Here is a 16,851-nt window from a genome sequence, read left to right as displayed (position 1 = left end):
GGCTAGACGCCGTCGGCGGAGAAGAGCTCCCAGTAGTGGGTGACCGACGCCGTGGCGGTGCCGAGGTCACGGCCGACGTAGGTCCAGCGGCCGCGCAGCCGCCATGGGCGGCCCGCGCCGTCCTGGACGAACACGTGCAGCAGGAAGCCGGCGTCGTGATCGCGGATCATCCCGCGCGAGTCGACCGACGCCTTGAGCACGGGCTCGGACTCACAGCGCACGCCCATCACGGACGTGCCGGCGTCCTGGCGCCGCAGGCCCCGGGTGAGGTCGCGCACGAGGACGGCGACGTAGTCCGGGCCGAGCCACCTGAGCTGCGGCAGCTGCCTGGGTGTGGGAAATCCATGTACCTCGGGAACGTCGGGCACATGCGCACGGTAGCGCCCGGATCATGTCCGCGTCACCATTTCCAGGTCGCCCAATCCGCTCGGCAATGCCTTTGGCGGCATTCGCCCGACAGGTCGTACGAAAAGAGCGTCACGACCTTTAGCGCGTCCCGAGATCGACGGAGAATCTTCTCCGCAAAGGCAACATCCCGGACTTCTGCCGACGGAACCCTCGAAACGGGGGTTCCGCTAGGGGCGGCAGGCGGCGCGCATGGCCGCCCACCGTCCGAGCTTGACGCGGTCGCCGCGCTCGAGCGACCGGGCCAGCGCGATCTCGGCGGCGTCGAGGTTCAGCCAGTCCGCGTAGGTCACCGCCGGAACTCCGCGGGCCTCGAGCAGCGATTCGATGCGCTGCTGCGGCCGGTCGTGCGTGAGATCACCGAGGTCGGCGAGCAGTGCCCGCACGGTCTCGGCCGCGTCGGACTTGTTCGTGCCGACCACTCCGGTCGGGCCCCGCTTGATCCAGCCGGCGACGTACTCTCGCGGAACCACCCGGCCGTCCGCGCCGAGGATCCGGCCCTCCTCGTTCGGCACGACGTGCGAGCGCTGGTCGAACGGCACACCGTCGAGGGGCACGCTCTGGTAGCCGACCGACCGGAGCACCATGCCCACCGGCAGCGTCTCGTACTCACCGGTGCCGGTCACCCGCCCCTCCTCGGTGAGGCGGGTCCGCTCCAGCCGCAGGCCCTCCACCCGATCGGTGCCGAGGATCTCCACGGGCGCACGCCAGAAGCGCACGTCGATGCGGCGCGGCCGGTCGCCCGGCGGGGGCTCCACCCAGGCCCGCATCGCCTTCATGTTGCCGCGTACGATCCGGTCCGACTCGGCCAGCGCCGTGCTGGCTCCGGTGGGGTCGGCCGCGGCAAGATCGAGATCCTCGGGGCGCACGTGGATGGCGGCGTGCGGCAGTTCGCCGAGCTCCCGCGCCTCCTTGGTGGTGAACTTGGCCTGCGCCGGGCCGCGCCGCCCGATCATGTGGATCCGCCGCACCGCACTGGCCGAGAGCGCGTCGAGTACCTCCTGGGGGACGTCGGTGTCGCGCAGTTCCTCGGCGGTCTTGGCGAGGATCCGCACGACGTCGACGGCGACGTTGCCGACCCCGATGACCGCGACCTCGCCGGCCGTCAGGTCGAACCGGTGGTCGGCGGCGTCGGGGTGGCCGCAGTACCAGTTGACGAAGTCGGTGGCGGCGACGCTGCCCGGAAGGTCCTCGCCCGGAATGCCGAGGTGCCGGTCGACCATCGCGCCGGTCGAGTACACGACGGCGTCGTAGCACGCGAGCAGGTCGGCCCGGGTGAGGTCCCGGCCGAGCTCGACACAGCCGAAGAAGCGCACCGCCGGGTTCTCGAGCACGCCCTGCAGGTAGCGCGCGATCGACTTGATGGACTTGTGATCGGGCGCGACGCCGTACCTGACCAGGCCGTACGGCGTCGGGAGCCGGTCGAAGACATCGACCCGCACCTGCCCGGCCGCCTGTTTGACCAGGGCCTCGGCCGTGTAGATCCCGGCCGGCCCGGAGCCGATGACCGCCACACGCAAAACCGTTGGATCCGCCACACCTCGCATTGTGCCCACACGGCGGCCGATCACCTACAAGGAAAGGCGGGCGAAATCGGGCACGGCGCCATGTGATCAGGCGTCGATCTTGGTCGCCGGGGCGGCGAGCCGGCTGTGGTGGCGGCCGTACACGAAGTAGATCGCCGATCCGAGCACCATCCAGGCGGCGAACCGCAGCCAGGTCTCCACCGGCAGGTTCAGCATCACGAACAGGCACCCGAGCACCGAGAGGGCGGGCAGCACAGGCACGAACGGAGTGCGGAACGAGCGCGGCAGGTCCGGACGGGTCCGCCGCAGGATCACCACCCCGATCGACACCACCACGAAGGCGAACAGGGTGCCGATGTTGACCAGTTCCGCGAGCGCCGCGAGCGGAATCAGTCCGGCCATGATCGCGACGATGGCGCCCAGGATGACGGTCGAGCGGTAGGGGGTGCCGAACCGCGGGTGCACCGCGGCCAGCCACGAGGGCAGGAGGCCGTCGCGGCTCATCGCGAAGAACACCCGGCTCTGGCCGAGCAGCAGGATCAGCACCACCGTGGTCAGCCCGGCCAGTGCCCCGACGCTGATGATCGTGGCGAAGCCGGGGTGCCCGACCGCCTTGAACGCCTCGGCCAGCGGCGCCTCGATGTTCAGCTGCTTGTAGTTCACGATGCCGACGACGACGAGCGACACGGCGATGTAGAGAACGGTGCAGATCACCAAGGAGGCGATGATGGCGATGGGCAGGTCGCGTTGCGGCCGCCGGGCCTCCTCGGCCGCGGTGGCGACGACGTCGAAGCCGATGAAGGCGAAGAACACGATCGCCACCGCTGCGAAGACGCCGAACCACCCGTAGCTCACCGGTGTGATGCCGAACAGCCCCTGGATGAGCGGGGCCCTGATGCCCTCGACCGACGGGCTCGACTCCGGCTTGGGGAAGAACGGCGTGTAGTTGGCGCCCTTGACGAAGAACGCCCCGGCCACGATCACGAGCAGGATGACGGCGACCTTGATCGTCACCACGATGGCGTTGAGCCGGGACGACACCTTGATCCCGATGACGAGCAGCGCCGTCACCGCCGCGACGATCAGCATGGCCGGGACGTTGAAGATGGCGTGTTCGCCCGCTATCGAGTCGGGCAGATGGACGCCCATGCTGTCGAGCAGCGACTTGGCGTAGCCCGACCACCCCACCGCGACGACGGCCGCGCCGAGCGCCAGTTCCAGGATGAGGTCCCAGCCGATGATCCAGGCCGGGAACTCGCCGAGCGTGGCGAAGGAGAAGGTGTACGCGGAGCCGGCCACCGGCACGGTGGAGGCGAACTCGGCGTAGCAGAGTGCGGCGAGCCCGCACACGATTCCGGCGATGACGAACGAGATGGCGACCGCGGGCCCGGCCTTCTCCCGCGCGACCTCTCCGGTGAGCACGAAGATACCGGTGCCGATGATGACGCCGACTCCGAAGACGGTCAGGTCGAGCGCCGAGAGGTCCTTGCGAAGCCGATGCTCCGGTTCCTCGGTGTCTCTGATGGATCGCTCGACCGGCATCGTCCGGAACAGGTTCATCGGGCGCCTCCTCGCCAAGGGCATGCGTTGTGTGTCGCCGTCAGTACGGTCGGTTGGCATACGCATGCTCCCCGATTCACGGCGAAAGTCACCTGCGCGGCCTTCTTTTCGCCGAATCGGCGGGCGGAGGCGGTGGACGGGGTCCGTGCGCGACGCCGCCGCGAGACCCGAGGTCAAGGGGTCTCGCGGCGGCGTGAAGGTGCGCTCCCGCGTGACAGTGCGCTCCCGCGCGACGGTGCGCTCCCGCGCGACGGTGCGCTCCCGCGCGACGGTGCGCTCCGGCGTTATGGCAGTGACGCGACGCCGGGGTCGAGGAAGCGGCCGCCGGTGACCTTCTCGGCGACGCCGGTGCGGTCGAGGTACGGCGTGACGCCGCCGAGGTGGAACGGCCAGCCGGCTCCGAGGATCATGCAGAGGTCGATGTCCTCCGGTGCCGTGACCACGCCCTCGTCGAGCATGATGCGGATCTCCTGGGCCACCGCCTCGACGGCCCGCTGCCGGACCTCCTCCTCTGTCGAGGGCCGGTCGCCGCCGGAGAACAGCTCGGCGGCCGCGGGATCGATCGAGAGGTCGGGCGCGTACACACCCGGCCGGCCGGAGGCGACGAAGTCACGCAGCCGCGCGGACACCTGATACCGGCCGGGGAACGCCTCGTGCAGCGTCTCCGCGACGTGCAGCGCCACGGCCGGGCCGACCAGCTGCAGCAGCAGGAACGGCGACATCGGCAGACCGAGCGAAGCCACGGAGCGGTCAGCGACCTCCAGCGGCGTGCCCTCGTCCACGGCGGTGAGGACCTCGCCGAGGAAGCGGGTGAGCAGTCGGTTCACCACGAACGCGGGCGCGTCCCTGACGAGCACACACGACTTCTTGAGCTGCTTGCCGACCGCGAACGCGGTGGCCAGCGTCGCGTCGTCGGTCCGCTCCGCCCGTACGACCTCCAGCAGCGGCAGAACCGCGACCGGGTTGAAGAAGTGGAAGCCCACCACCCGCTCGGGGTGCCGGAGCCGCGACGCCATCTCGGAGACCGACAGCGACGAGGTGTTCGTCGCCAGCACGCACTCCGGCCCGACCACCGCCTCGACCTCGGCGAACACCTTCTGCTTGACCGACATCTCCTCGAAGACCGCCTCGATCACGAAGTCGGCGTCGGCGAAGGCCTCCTTGCTCAGCGACCCGGAGATCAGCGACTTCAGCCGGCCCGCCTTGTCGGCGGAGACGCGCCCCTTCGCCAGCAGCTTGCCGATCTCGCCGTGGGCGTACGCGACGCCCTTGTCGAGCCGCCCCTGGTCGAGGTCGGTCATGACGACCGGCACCTCGAGCCGGCGCGCGAACAGCAGCGCCAGCTGACCGGCCATGAGCCCGGCGCCCACGACACCGACCTTGGTGACCGGCCGGGCCAGGCTCTTGTCGGGTGCGCCGGCGGGCCGTTTGGCGCGCTTCTGGGTGAGGTCGAAGGCGTAGAGGCCGGCGCGCAGCTCATCGCTCATGATCAGGTCGGCGAGCGCGTCGTCCTCGGCGGCGAAGCCCTCGTCGCGGCTCGCGCTCTTGGCGGCGGCCACCAGGTCGAGCGCGCGGTAGGGCGCCGGCGCCCCGCCGTGCAGCTTGCCCTCGACCGCGAACCGGGCGTTCGCGACGGCCTGGTCCCAGGCAGCGCCCCGATCCGCCTCGGGCCGGTCGACGGTCACCTCGCCCGTGAGCACCCGCGCGGCCCACAGCAGCGACTCCTCCAGGAAGTCGGCCGGCTCGAACATGGCGTCCGCGATGCCGAGCTCGTACGCCTGCGCGCCCTTGAGCATCCGGTTCTGCGCGAGCGGGTTGTCGATGATGACCTTGAGCGCCTTCTCGGCGCCGATCAGGTTCGGCAGCAGGTAGGTCCCGCCCCAGCCGGGCACCAGCCCGAGGAAGCACTCCGGCAGCGCCACCGCGGGCACGCCCGAGGAGACGGTGCGGTACGCGCAGTGCAGCGCGATCTCGACGCCCCCGCCCATCGCCGCGCCGTTGACGAACGCGAACGACGGTACGGGCAACTCGCCGAGGCGCCGGAACACCTCGTGGCCGAGCCGGCCTATGAGCGCCGCCTGTTCCCGGTCGGTGATCGCCGGTACGCCCTTGAGGTCGGCGCCGACCGCGAAGATGAACGGCTTGCCGGTGACGGCGACGGCGGCGAGGTCGCCGCGGGCCGCCACCTGGTCGAGCGCGTCGTTCAGCTTCAGCAGCCCGCGCGGCCCGAACGTGTTCGGCTTGGTGTGGTCGAAGCCGTTGTCCAGGGTGATCAGCGCGGCGGTGCCGGCGCCGAGTGGCAGCTCGACGTCACGCACGCGCACGTGCGTGACGACCTCGTCGGCGTTCAGGTCCTCGCTCGCCAGCAGCGAGCGCCAGGTCTCGACCGTGCTCACTTCGCCCCCTCGTAGGTGGTGTTCTCCCAGAGCACGGTGCCGCCCATGCCCATGCCGACGCACATCGTGGTGAGGCCGTAGCGGACGTCCGGGCGCTCCTCGAACAGCCGGGAGAGCTGGTTCATGAGGCGGACGCCGGACGAGGCCAGCGGGTGGCCGACGGCGATCGCGCCGCCCCACGGGTTGACCCGGGGATCCGTATCGGCGATCTTGAAGTGCTCCAGGAAGGCGAGCACCTGTACGGCGAAGGCCTCGTTGATCTCGATGAGGCCGATCTCGTCCATGGTCAGCGAGTTGCGGGCGAGCAGTTTCTCGGTGGCCGGCACCGGCCCGACGCCCATGACCTCGGGCTCGACCCCGGCGAAGGCGAAGTCGACCAGCCGCATCCGCGCGTTCAGGCCCAGCTCGGCCGCGACGTCCTCGGCGGCGAGCAGGCAGGCGGTGGCGCCGTCGTTCAGGCCGGCGGCGTTGCCGGCCGTGACGTTGCCGTGCACCCGGAACGGCGTCTTCAGCGGGGCGAGGTCCTCCAGCGTGGTGCCGGGCCGCGGTGGCTCGTCGGCCGTGGCGAGCCCGTAGCCCTTCTCGGCCGAGCGCACCGCGGTCGGCACCAGGTCGGGCGAGATCCGGCCCGCCGCGCGGGCGGCGGCGTACTTCTCCTGGCTGCGGACGGCGTAGGCGTCCGCGCGCTCCTTGGTGATCTGCGGGAAGCGGTCGTGCAGGTTCTCGGCCGTCATGCCCATCACGAGCGCGGACGGATCGACCAGCTTCTCGGCGAGGAACCGCGGGTTGGGGTCGACGCCCTCGCCCATCGGGTGACGGCCCATGTGCTCGACGCCGCCCGCGATGACGACGTCGTAGGCGCCGAACGCGATGCCGGAGGCGGTCGTGGTGACCGCCGTCATCGCTCCCGCGCACATGCGGTCGATGGCGAACCCGGGCACGCTCTTCGGCAGCCCGGCCAGCACGGCGGCGGAGCGGCCGATGGTCAGGCCCTGGTCGCCGGACTGCGTGGTCGCGGCGACCGACACCTCGTCGACGCGCTCCGGAGGCAGAGCGGGGTTGCGGCGCATGAGCTCCCGGATCGCGCGGACGACGAGGTCGTCGGCGCGGGTCTCGGCGTACACCCCCTTGGGGCCCGCCTTGCCGAACGGCGTGCGTACGCCGTCGACGAACACGACATCACGTGCGATACGAGGCACGGTCAGTTCTCCCTCGATGCTGGGCTCGACGCGAGCCGACGCGCACGAGCGGGTTGCTACTCGCTGGTAACACCTATGGTACTCGTCAGTAACCACTGACTCAGGGCGCCGACCCCGGGTCGCCGTCCTCGCCGGTCGCGAAGGCGCGGAAGTTCTCGACGACCGGGGTGCGGGTGCGGTCGGTCACCCAGATGAGACCCAGGGTACGACTTGCCCCCGGGTCGCCGATCGGCAGATGGCGCACGCCATCTCCCTGTTCCGGTGGGGGCACGATGGCGACGCCGAGACCGGCGCCGACCAGCCCGCGCACGGTGGAGATCTCCTCGCCCTCGAAGGCGATCTCGGGCCGGATCCCGGCCTGGCGGGTCAGCTCGTCGGTGATCGTACGAAGGCCGTACCCGGGACGCATCGCGATGAACCGCTCACCCGCCACGTCGGCGAGCCGGACCCTCGACCGCCGGGCCAGGCGGTGGCCGGCCGGTACGGCGAGCAGCAGGCGCTCGGTCACGAGCGGCCACCAGGAGAAGGCGGGGTCGTCCGGGCGCGGGCTGATGATGGCGAAGTCGGCGTCGCCCGCTCGGACGGCCGCCTGCATGCGCGCACTGCTGTCCTGCAGCAGCCGGAACGTCACGTGCGGATACCGGCGGCGGTAACGGCGGATCAGATCCGGCACGAGCGTCGCCCCCTGGGTGTGCAGGAACCCGAGCCGGAGCTCGCCGTGCCCGGGGTCGGCGGCGAGCGCGAGCGCGCGCCGGGCCGACTCCTCCTCGGCGACCAGCCGCCGGGCGTGCTCGCGGAACACCTCGCCGTACCGGCTGAGCCGGACGCTCCGGCCCTCGCGGTCGAAGAGCACCGTGCCGAGCTCGCGCTCGAGGCGCCCGATCGCCCGCGACACCCCCGGCTGGGAGACGCGCAGCTCGGCCGCCGCCCGGGTGACGTGCCCGTGCTCGGCCACGGCGAGGAACCAGCGCACCGTGATGAGGTCCATGAATCGATGCTCGCACAGCATCGATTACCGGACGAACTTTCATTGGACGCATCGATGTGCCCGCGTGCAGGCTGGTGCGGGAAAGGAGCCGCCGATGCGTCCGGTGCCGGAGCCCCCTCCCGAGGGTCACCGGGGTGGATCATCCGGACTGCGCAGGGTCAATCTCGCCCTGTTCGCCGCGGGGCTCACGACGTTCATGGCGCTCTACAGCACCCAGGCCCTGCTGCCCGCGCTGTCGCACGCCTTCACGGTGCCGCCCTCCACCGCCAGCCTGCTGGTCTCGCTCTCCACCGGCACGCTGGCGCTGGCGGTGATCCCGGTGAGCTCACTGTCCGAGCGGTACGGCCGCACCCGGGTCATGATCGTGTGCGCCCTCATCGCCGCGGCGCTGGGCCTGATCGTCCCGATCGCCCCGACCTTCCCCGTACTGGCCGCGGTCCGCGCGGCGCAGGGCATCGCGCTCGCCGGGGTGCCGGCCGTGGCGATGGCCTACCTCGCGGAGGAGGTGCACGCCGAGGCCCTCGGCGGGGCGATGGGGCTCTACATCGCGGGCAACACCGTGGGCGGGCTGCTCGGCCGGCTGGTACCGGGCCTGGTCGCCGATCTGGCCGGCTGGCGCTGGGGACTCGGCGCCATCGCCCTGGCATCGCTCGCGTGCACTCTCGCCTTCTGGGCGCTGCTGCCCCGGTCCCGTCTCTTCAGCCGGGGCCGGGCCGGCCGCCGGACGGTGGGCGGGCACCTCGCCGACCCCGGCCTTCGCCGCCTCTACGCCATCGCCCTGCTGCTGATGGCCGGTTTCGCGACCGTCTACAACTTCCTCGGCTACCGGCTCGTCGCGGCGCCGTTCGAGCTGCCCCAGCTGGTGATCGGGCTGATGTTCGTGATGTACCTCGGCGGCACCTGGAGTTCGGCCGCCGCAGGCCGGCTCGCCGACCGGACCGGCCGGCGCGCGGTGCTGGCCGGCTCGCTCGCCGTCATGACGGCCGGGCTCGTGCTCACCCTGCCAGGCTCGGTGCCGGCCGTCGGGGCCGGGCTGCTCGTCTTCACCACCGGATTCTTCGCCGCGCACTCGGTGGCCAGCGGGTGGGTGGGGCTGCGCGCGCGCACCGCCCGAGCACAGGCCGCCTCGCTCTACCTGTTCGCCTACTACCTCGGTGGCAGCGTCGGCGGCTCGTTCGGAGGCCTGGCCTTCGAGCGCGGCGGCTGGCCGGCGGTCGTGGTCTACGTCCTGGTCCTCACAGCGCTCGCCGCGCTGGCCGCCGCCAGGATCGGTACGCGGGACCGCGCCCGCTCCAGTGCACCGATCACCTGAACCGATCTCAACCGCGGGGGTCGCCTCAGGGGAGCATTCCGGGGTGGCGGCGCACCTGGAGTTCGGTGCCCGTTCGGCGATGAGGACGGTCCATAGCCACTGACGCAGCTCTTGGTGGTCGCCTGCGGTCGTGGTGAGGTTCGCGGCCGGCAGCGGCAGACCTTCGATGACGGTGTCGTTCCGCGAGCTGACGGCCTGGTAGAGGGTACTGAGGAGCTGGAGCGATGCGTCGCCGTTGCCGTCTCTGATGTGGAGCCGCGCAAGGTTGACAAGGGGTTCGAGGGCGCGGCGCCCGGCGCGCGCGTCCAGCGGGTGCTTGTGGAGGTACGCGGTGGCATGTCGGTGACACCACGTTCGGGCGAGGTCCGGTAGGCCGAGGTCCTATTCGTGTGCGGCCCTCCGGCGGCTCGGCCGGTGGATTCGCCTGATGCGGCGCCAGGGGCGTCCTGACGTCCCGTGGCGGGTGCCAGGATAGGCGGAGGAGGGTGTGGCGTGGTCAGGTTGGATCGGCTGGTCAACGTGTTGGGTGGCTACGGGGTTCGGTTGGTGGGTTGTCCGGTGCCTCGGGCCACCGAGTTGCGTGGAGTCGTGATACCCGAGGGGCCGGCCGGCCAGGCTGCGGTAGGGGACGTGCTGCTGGCGGTGGGTGCGGGGTCTGTGGACGAGGCGGTGCGGTGGGCGGCCTCGGCCCGGGCCGTTGTGGTGTTGGCCCGGGGTGCGGTTGATGACTCTGCCGCTGGGACGGCGGAGGGGGTCGCGGTGATGGTGGTCGACTCGGCGGTGTCCTGGAGCGAACTGGCCGGGGTCGTGTACGGGCTGGTGCTGGAGGGACGTGAGACCGAGTCGGGACGGGGGCCGACCGATCTGTTCGCGTTGGCCGACAGCCTGGCGGACGCGATCGGTGGTGCGGTGACCATCGAGGACCGCCTGTCGCGAGTGCTGGCATATTCGAGTCTGCAGCGGCATGCCGATCCGGCGCGGGTGGAGACGATCTTGGGGCGGCAGGTACCTGAGCGGCTGCGTGCGGTGTTCGAGGGCCGTGGGGTGTTCAAGCACCTGGAGGTTTCGGACGCGCCGCTGTTCGTGTCCGCGGACGCCGAGCATGGGTTGACCGGGCGGATGGCGGTTGCGGTACGGGCCGGCCGGGAGTTGCTGGGATCGGTGTGGGTGACCTGTGCCGAGCCGCTGGACGGGCCGCGGCGGCGGGCGCTGGTCGACGGGGCGCGCACGGTGGCACTGCATCTGCTGCGGTCGCGGGCCAGCGCGGACCTGGAGCGGCAGGTCGAGTCGGATCTGGTGATCCGGCTGCTGGAAGGGACCGCGGACGCGGCGACGGTGGTGAGCAGGCTTGGGTTGCCGCCGGGGCCGGTTTGCGTGATCGCCGTCCGCGCGCATAGAGCGGCCGATCGGCACGCGGCGCTGCTGCTCGCCTTCGAGCGGGCGACGACGGGCTTCGGGTGGTCACGTCCAGGACGGAGCGCCCTGGCAGGCAACACCCTGTACACGATCCTGCCGGGTGAGGGGGCCGACGCGGCGCGGCGCTGGGTGACCGCGCTGCGGGCCGCGCTGCCCGCGGAGGTGACGGTGTCGGCCGGGATCAGCGCCCCGGCGGCGACCCCGGACCTGCTGGCGGCGCGGCAGGAGGCCGACGAGTGCCTGGCGTTGCACGAGCGCCGTTCGCCTGGCGCGGCACCTCCTGCCTACGACGAGTCGTGGAACGACATTCTGCTGCAGCGGCTGCGCACCGCCGCCCAGACGGGCCGCGTCCCAGCGCGGGGGCCGGTCGCCGAGCTGCGCCGGTACGACCGGGAACATGCCACACGGTACGTGGCGACGCTGCGGGCGTGGCTGGAGGCTCAGGGCGACCATGCGCGGGCGGCGGAGCACCTCGGCGTCCACGAGAACACGGTGCGCAACCGGCTCCGCAAGATGGAGACGGTGACCTCCCTCGACCTGCGGGACGCCCGGAAGCGGCTGGCCATGATGATCGAACTTGCCGTCGCCGACGAGGACGAGGCGTCTGCGGAGTAGAAACCGCACAAGAGCAGCGGCCCTGGTTGTGAGAGTTCTACAACCAGATGCTGGAGTGCCTGGACCACACTCGTTGAGTAGGTCATTGCTCGCTGTGGAGGTTTTCGGGATGGTCGACGTCGAACGGATCAGCGGCGCGCCGCGGTCGGCGATTGTGGTCGGCGCGGGCGTCGTGGGCCTGTCGACCGCGTGGTTCCTGCAGGAACACGGGGTCGAAGTGACGGTGGTGGACCGCACCGGCGTGGCCGCGGGCGCGTCCTGGGGCAACGCGGGCTGGCTCTCGCCGGGCTTGGCCATCCCGCTCAACGAGCCGTCGACGCTGATGTACGGGCTGCGCTCACTGCTCCGTCCGACCGCGCCGCTGCACATACCCATGACCGCGAACCCAGGGCTGTGGACGTTCCTGACCCGGTTCGCCGCGAATTGCCGCTGGTCATCCTGGACGCGGGCCGTCCAAGCGAACCTGCCGCTCAACGAGGACAGCGTCGCGGCGTTCGACGCGCTCACCGCGAACGGCGTGCAAGCCTCGACCACAGAGGCGCCGATCACCGCGGCTTTCCGGACCGCCCAGCAGGCCAGGGGCCTGCTGGGGGAGCTCGCCCGGATGGAGAGGGCCGGGCAGCCCGTGTCCCACGCCGAACTCTCGGCCGAAGAGATGCATGAGTTCGTGCCGCTTGCCTCATCGGCGCTGACCGTGGGCGTGCGCATCGATGGACAGCGTTATCTCGATCCGGGCGCGTTCGTGCGCGCGCTCGCCGACTCGGTGATCGCCAGGGGCGGGTCCATCGAGCAGATGGAGGTCGTGGACGTCCGCGGTCACGCCACCGAGGTCACTGTGCGCTCACGCGAGGACACGGTGCTGAGCGCCGACACCGCGGTGATCGCGACCGGGGCGTGGATCTCCCGGCTGCTGGCGCGGCTGGGCGTGCGCGTTCCGGTACGGGCGGGACGCGGCTACTCGTTCACCGTGCCGGTCGAGCGCCCCGTGCCCGGCCCGGTGTACCTACCGGTCGAACGGGTGGCGTGCACCCCGTACCAGGGAGCGTTGCGCGTCGCGGGCACGATGGAGTTCCGCGGTCCCGACGCGCCACCGGCCCAGGCGCGGGCCGACGCTATCGTCGCCTCGGCCCGCCCGCTGCTGGACGGCGTGCGGTGGGACGAGCGGCGCGACGTGTGGGTCGGACCGCGGCCGGTCACACCGGACGGCCGTCCCCTCATCGGGGCACTGGCCCAGCCCGGCGTCTATGCCGCGGGAGGGCACGGCATGTGGGGGCTGACGCAGGGCCCCGAGACCGGCCGCCTGCTCGCCGAGCAGATCATCACCGGCAAGTGTCCCGCGGCCTTGAGCGAGTTCGACCCGCTCCGCTGAATGGTCTTCACACCAGTCCTCCTGGCCGTACGGGCACCGGTCCGTATGGCCATTCCTGTACGCGCGTTACCCGAGGGGAGAGCACCATGCCCGTGTGGCTGACACCGCAGGCGGCAGACCGGCTACGGAATGAACTGGCCGCGCTCGCGGATGCGTCCGACGACTCCGGCGAGCACGACCTGGGCGACCACGAGCGTAAGGCACGCATCCAGCAGATCCGGGACCTGCTGGACGATGCCGTGATCGGCCAGGACCCGCCGGACGATGGGGTGGCCGAGCCAGGAATGGTGCTCACCGTCCGGTACGACGACACCGGTGACATCGAGACATTCCTGCTCGGCGTGCGCGGAGCCGAGGACGGCGACATCGACGTCTATTCCCCGGACTCCCCCCTGGGCACCGCGCTGGCCGGAGCACGCCAGGGCCAACAACGCACCTACCGCGTACCCAGCGGCGCCGTCCTACCGGTCACGCTGCTCAAAGCCGTCCCCTACGGGCGGCACCGGTCCGGCGCCGTTCCTCAGGCCACGCCTCCCGTGTAGGGCCGGGACACGCCTCCCGTGTTGGGCCGGGTCGTCGACGTGCTCGGCCGGCCGGTCTGCAGTCCAGACGGCCCGACCCTTCAGGGCAGCTCTCGCCGCCGGGATCGATCGTGCCGGATTCTTCATTGAGGTGATCTGCATGCTGCTCAGTGTGTCCTTGTACGTGCAACGCCCGGCGGGCAGGTGAGCTGCAACGGATACTCGACGACCTGCCGACCCGGCTGCGCGTCCAGACCCGCACCCAAGGGCTGCTGCTGACCGGAGGCGGCGCCCGGCTGCCGTCCCTGCACGGGTGGCTCACCGCCCAGTTGGCCGTGACCATTCACGTCGCCCCCGACCCGGCCCGCGCCACCATCCGCGGCCTCGCCCGCGTCTGCCTCACCCCCGCGGCCGTGCGGACCACGGTCGCGCCGCAGGTGCACTGACCGGGCAGCACGCCGGACGGCGCGGTGCCGGAGAAGCCCGGCCCTCCACCTCGATGCGTCAGGAGGTCACGGGGTCACGGGCGGTCATGGACGTAGTCACATACTCCAGGGAGGGGAATGCCGATGCTGTTGGACAGAACGAACCTGCCCAAGGTCGGTTTCTTGTACGTGTTCACCACCGCCGATGGCCGGCGCGCCGGTGTGGTGGCACACCGCAGCGGCCGTCGTGACCTGGTGCTGTACGACCCGCTCAACCCCGACCGGGTGCGGTGCACAGTGGTGCTGACCGGTGCCGAACCCCGCACGCTAGCCGAACTGCTGGGACTGCCGGTGGTCATCGACCATGTACCGCACCTGATCCAAGGGCTGACCAGAACACAAGCGGCGGGACTGCAGGCGGTGCGGATCCCGTTGGCGGCGGCGTCGCCCTACTGCGGCCGGACGCTGGGCGATACCCGTGCCCAGGACCGCACCGGCGCGTCCATCGTGGCGGTCCTACGCGACGGCCGGACGATCACCTCATTGCCCCCCGGCTTCCACTTCCGGCAAGGCGACGCGGTCGTGGCCGTGGGAGACACGACCGCGACCACCAAACTGCGGAACCTGCTGGTCAACGGTCGTCCCACCGATTGACCCACCGATCCACCTCCCGGCTGGACGCGGCGTGTGTCAGCCTGGCCCGGCGCACGCCGCTGCTACCGGGCGCGGACGTGCTGGCCTGACACCTCCACGATCGGCTCATTCCTGCGCGCTGCCGCAGCCGCTCAGGGAACTCGTCCGCTATCTCTGCCCCGGCGCGTACGGGCCGCCGGGCGGTCTCGCCTTCCAGTACGGGGGTCGGCCGGGCGCCGTCGCGTACGTCTCGCCGTTCGCGGCCCGACCGGCGGCGGAGGTGCGGTCATGTGCGTGACCGGATAGCGTCGGCGCGGCAGCCCGGGCGGCCGGAAGCCGGACGGTGATGACCAGGCCGCCGCCCGGGCGGGGGATCGCCTCCACCAGCCCGTCGTGCGCCCGGACGACGGCGCGGACGATCGACAGGCCGAGACCGGCCCCGTGGGCCGAGCCGGTCCGGTCGGTGCGCAACCGGCGGAACGGCTCGAACATCGTGGGGACATCGTGCGGGTCGACCGGCTGCCCGGTGTTCTCCACCCGCAGCACTGCCGCGCCTCCCTCACCGCACGTACGCACCCGGATCCGGCCGTCAGGCGCGTTGTACTTGATCGCGTTCTCGACCAGATTGACCGCGCAGCGTTCCAGCAGCACCGCGTCGCCCGACGCCACCGCCGGAGCCAGCTCCGCGGTGATCATCACGTCGGCCTCCTCGGCCCGGTCGGCGAGCTGTTCCAGTGCGGCGCGGGCGGCGTCGTGCAGCGGCACCGGCGTACGGGCGTCGAGCCCACGCTCGGACCGGGCCAGCAGCAAGAGGCCCTCGATCAGCCGTTCGTGCCGTGCCGTGTTGCCCAGCAGGGAACGGGCCAGCACGCGCGTCTCCTCCGGCGACCGGCGGCTCGCCACCGCGACCTCCAGGACGGTGCGGTTGACGGTCAGCGGCGTGCGGAGCTCGTGCGAGGCGTTCGCGACGAACCGGCGTTGGGCGTCGAAGGCGCGATGCAGCCGGTCGAGCATGGCGTCGAAGGTGTCGGCCAGCTCCTTGATCTCGTCGCTGGGTCCTTTGAGGGCGATGCGCTCGTGCAGAGTGCTCTCCGACAGCCGCCGCGCGGTCGCCGTGACGTGCTGCAACGGAGCCAGGGCCCGTCCCGCGACGGCATAGCCCACGCCGACGGCGAGCAGCCCGACCGCGAGCAGCGTCAGGACCGAGCCCTGCAGGAGGAGTTCCAGGACGTCGCTCTTCTGCTGGGCGACCTGATCGGCGACCAGGCGCCGTGCCACGAGCAGCTTGTCGGGGTCCGGCGCCTGGGGCAGCGAACCGAGCTGTGCCTGCCCTGTCACTCCCAGGGCGTTCGCCGGCGAGGGCGAGCCCTCGTTGGGCATGAGGAACTTGACGGTGATCTTTTTGTTCATCGTGCTGGCGGTCAGCGCGTACGTCACACCGACGAGGGCCGCGCCGGTCACCAGGAACAACGACCCGTAGACCAGCGTCAGCCGGGTCTTCAACGTGAGCCTCACAGGCGGTACCCCACTCCCGTCACCGTCTCGATGACCGGCGGGGCACCGAGTTTTCTGCGCAGCGTCGCCATCGTGACCCGCACGATGTTGCTGAACGGGTCGATGTTCTCGTCCCAGGCCTTGTCGAGCAGATGCTCGGCGCTGACGACGCCGCCGTCGGCGCGCAGCAGTTCCTCGAGCACGATGAACTCCTTCTTGGTGAGCGTCACCTCCCGGCCGTCGCGGCTGACCGCACGGCGGCGCGGGTCCAGCCGGATGCCCGCCCGTTCGAGGACGGGCGGCAGCGGCGGTGTGGACCTGCGCCCCAGCGCGCGCACCCGGGCCACCAGTTCGGTGAACACGAACGGCTTGGCCAGGTAGTCGTCGGCGCCCAGTGACAGCCCGTCGACCCGCTCGTCCACGTCCCCGGCGGCGGTGAGCATGAGGATGCGGCCGCCGTTGCGATCGGCGACGAGCCGTCTGCACACCTCGTCGCCATGCACCTCCGGCAGATCGCGGTCGAGGATCACCACGTCGTAGTCGACATACGAGGTGCGCTCCAGAGCCGAGGCGCCGTCGTAGCTGACGTCCACGGCGATCGCCTCCTCGCGCAACCCGGCCGCGATGGTGTCCGCGAGCAGCCCCTCATCCTCCACGACGAGCACGCGCATGACGGCCTCCCCAGTGCGTGAAATCACCCGGCTCAGAGCCTGTCCTACCGGGGGTTAAACGTGGATAAGCCGCCGTGCTCGCGCTTGGGAGCGACCCCTCGCGATGGCGCCGGGCGCGACGGCCCGGACACGTGACGGACCCATGTCATTTACGCGACATGTCGTGATCTTGTCAGTGCCTCGCTCGTGACGAACGAGCCAGGCGTCGGCCACCCTCCTGATCAGCAAGTGTCGATCACGGAAGGTCGTTACCGAATATGGGCTGGTCTGCGCGTCTCATCGCGGTGGGGGTGGCGGCTTCGCTACTTGCCCTGCCCGCGC

Annotated in this window: 14 protein-coding genes; 6 read left to right on the top strand and 8 right to left on the bottom strand. The window is 71.2% G+C overall.

Annotated elements, in window-relative coordinates; translation table 11 throughout:
• Positions 1-2: 2 nt before the first annotated feature.
• The 6 genes from HKK74_RS31420 to HKK74_RS31395 all read right to left on the bottom strand — a co-directional run bounded on the left by HKK74_RS31420 (position 3) and on the right by HKK74_RS31395 (position 8,074).
• Positions 3-368, bottom strand: a complete 366-nt coding sequence (locus HKK74_RS31420) for a hypothetical protein (RefSeq protein ID WP_187247017.1) — start codon at positions 366-368, stop codon at positions 3-5.
• Between the two features lie 207 nt (positions 369-575).
• Positions 576-1,943 (bottom strand): FAD-dependent oxidoreductase, encoded by a 1,368-nt coding sequence (locus tag HKK74_RS31415; RefSeq protein WP_376771573.1) that lies wholly within the window; start codon positions 1,941-1,943, stop codon positions 576-578.
• Positions 1,944-2,018: 75 nt separating this feature from the next.
• On the bottom strand, positions 2,019-3,491 hold the full coding sequence (locus HKK74_RS31410) for an amino acid permease (protein ID WP_187247016.1): 1,473 nt from the start codon (positions 3,489-3,491) through the stop codon (positions 2,019-2,021).
• Between the two features lie 284 nt (positions 3,492-3,775).
• Positions 3,776-5,887: a 3-hydroxyacyl-CoA dehydrogenase NAD-binding domain-containing protein gene (locus HKK74_RS31405; protein ID WP_187247015.1), complete on the bottom strand. Its 2,112-nt coding sequence runs from the start codon at positions 5,885-5,887 to the stop codon at positions 3,776-3,778.
• Entirely contained in the window at positions 5,884-7,086 is a 1,203-nt protein-coding gene (locus tag HKK74_RS31400) for a thiolase family protein (RefSeq protein ID WP_187247014.1), read from the bottom strand. Before HKK74_RS31400 ends, HKK74_RS31405 begins: the two co-directional genes overlap by 4 nt.
• Positions 7,087-7,186: 100 nt before the next feature.
• Positions 7,187-8,074: a LysR family transcriptional regulator gene (locus HKK74_RS31395; RefSeq protein ID WP_187247013.1), complete on the bottom strand. Its 888-nt coding sequence runs from the start codon at positions 8,072-8,074 to the stop codon at positions 7,187-7,189.
• A 94-nt stretch (positions 8,075-8,168) separates the two neighbouring features.
• Between HKK74_RS31395 and HKK74_RS31390 the strand changes: the two genes are divergently transcribed.
• From HKK74_RS31390 to HKK74_RS31365, 6 genes are all read left to right on the top strand, one after another.
• Positions 8,169-9,386: an MFS transporter gene (locus HKK74_RS31390; RefSeq protein ID WP_187247012.1), complete on the top strand. Its 1,218-nt coding sequence runs from the start codon at positions 8,169-8,171 to the stop codon at positions 9,384-9,386.
• A 492-nt stretch (positions 9,387-9,878) separates the two neighbouring features.
• A complete protein-coding gene (locus HKK74_RS31385) occupies positions 9,879-11,417 on the top strand; it encodes a PucR family transcriptional regulator (RefSeq protein ID WP_187247011.1) in 1,539 nt (512 codons plus the stop codon).
• 109 nt (positions 11,418-11,526) lie between these two features.
• A complete protein-coding gene (locus HKK74_RS31380; protein ID WP_187247010.1) occupies positions 11,527-12,786 on the top strand; it encodes an NAD(P)/FAD-dependent oxidoreductase in 1,260 nt (419 codons plus the stop codon).
• 86 nt (positions 12,787-12,872) lie between these two features.
• A complete protein-coding gene (locus tag HKK74_RS31375) occupies positions 12,873-13,328 on the top strand; it encodes a GreA/GreB family elongation factor (RefSeq protein ID WP_187247009.1) in 456 nt (151 codons plus the stop codon).
• A gap of 149 nt (positions 13,329-13,477) precedes the next feature.
• A complete protein-coding gene (locus HKK74_RS40440; protein WP_187247008.1) occupies positions 13,478-13,753 on the top strand; it encodes a rod shape-determining protein in 276 nt (91 codons plus the stop codon).
• 123 nt (positions 13,754-13,876) lie between these two features.
• On the top strand, positions 13,877-14,386 hold the full coding sequence (locus HKK74_RS31365; protein WP_187247007.1) for a cation:proton antiporter regulatory subunit: 510 nt from the start codon (positions 13,877-13,879) through the stop codon (positions 14,384-14,386).
• 147 nt (positions 14,387-14,533) lie between these two features.
• On the opposite strand, the gene HKK74_RS31360 is transcribed toward HKK74_RS31365, so the two are convergent.
• Together HKK74_RS31360 and HKK74_RS31355 are read right to left on the bottom strand one after the other, a co-directional pair.
• On the bottom strand, positions 14,534-15,880 hold the full coding sequence (locus tag HKK74_RS31360) for a sensor histidine kinase (protein ID WP_312881973.1): 1,347 nt from the start codon (positions 15,878-15,880) through the stop codon (positions 14,534-14,536).
• A complete protein-coding gene (locus HKK74_RS31355; protein ID WP_187247006.1) occupies positions 15,877-16,530 on the bottom strand; it encodes a response regulator transcription factor in 654 nt (217 codons plus the stop codon). The genes HKK74_RS31360 and HKK74_RS31355 overlap by 4 nt, the downstream gene beginning before the upstream one ends.
• Between the last annotated feature and the right edge of the window lie 321 nt (positions 16,531-16,851).

This window comes from Actinomadura alba, from assembly GCF_014323705.1.
In the GTDB taxonomy this organism is placed as follows: Bacteria; Actinomycetota; Actinomycetes; order Streptosporangiales; family Streptosporangiaceae; genus Actinomadura_C; species Actinomadura_C alba.
Note: the sequence above shows the minus strand (reverse complement) of the source record. Positions and strands in the feature narration are given on the sequence as shown.

Excerpts from the sequence above, each read along its gene's own strand:
- HKK74_RS31390 (WP_187247012.1), top strand. The coding sequence starts at position 8,169 with ATGCGTCCGGTGCCGGAGCCCCCTCCCGAGGGTCACCGGGGTGGATCA.
- HKK74_RS31380 (WP_187247010.1), top strand. The coding sequence starts at position 11,527 with ATGGTCGACGTCGAACGGATCAGCGGCGCGCCGCGGTCGGCGATTGTG.
- HKK74_RS31410 (WP_187247016.1), bottom strand. The coding sequence starts at position 3,491 with ATGAACCTGTTCCGGACGATGCCGGTCGAGCGATCCATCAGAGACACC.
- HKK74_RS31365 (WP_187247007.1), top strand. The coding sequence starts at position 13,877 with ATGCTGTTGGACAGAACGAACCTGCCCAAGGTCGGTTTCTTGTACGTG.
- HKK74_RS31395 (WP_187247013.1), bottom strand. The coding sequence starts at position 8,074 with ATGGACCTCATCACGGTGCGCTGGTTCCTCGCCGTGGCCGAGCACGGG.
- HKK74_RS31355 (WP_187247006.1), bottom strand. The coding sequence starts at position 16,530 with ATGCGCGTGCTCGTCGTGGAGGATGAGGGGCTGCTCGCGGACACCATC.
- HKK74_RS31375 (WP_187247009.1), top strand. The coding sequence starts at position 12,873 with ATGCCCGTGTGGCTGACACCGCAGGCGGCAGACCGGCTACGGAATGAA.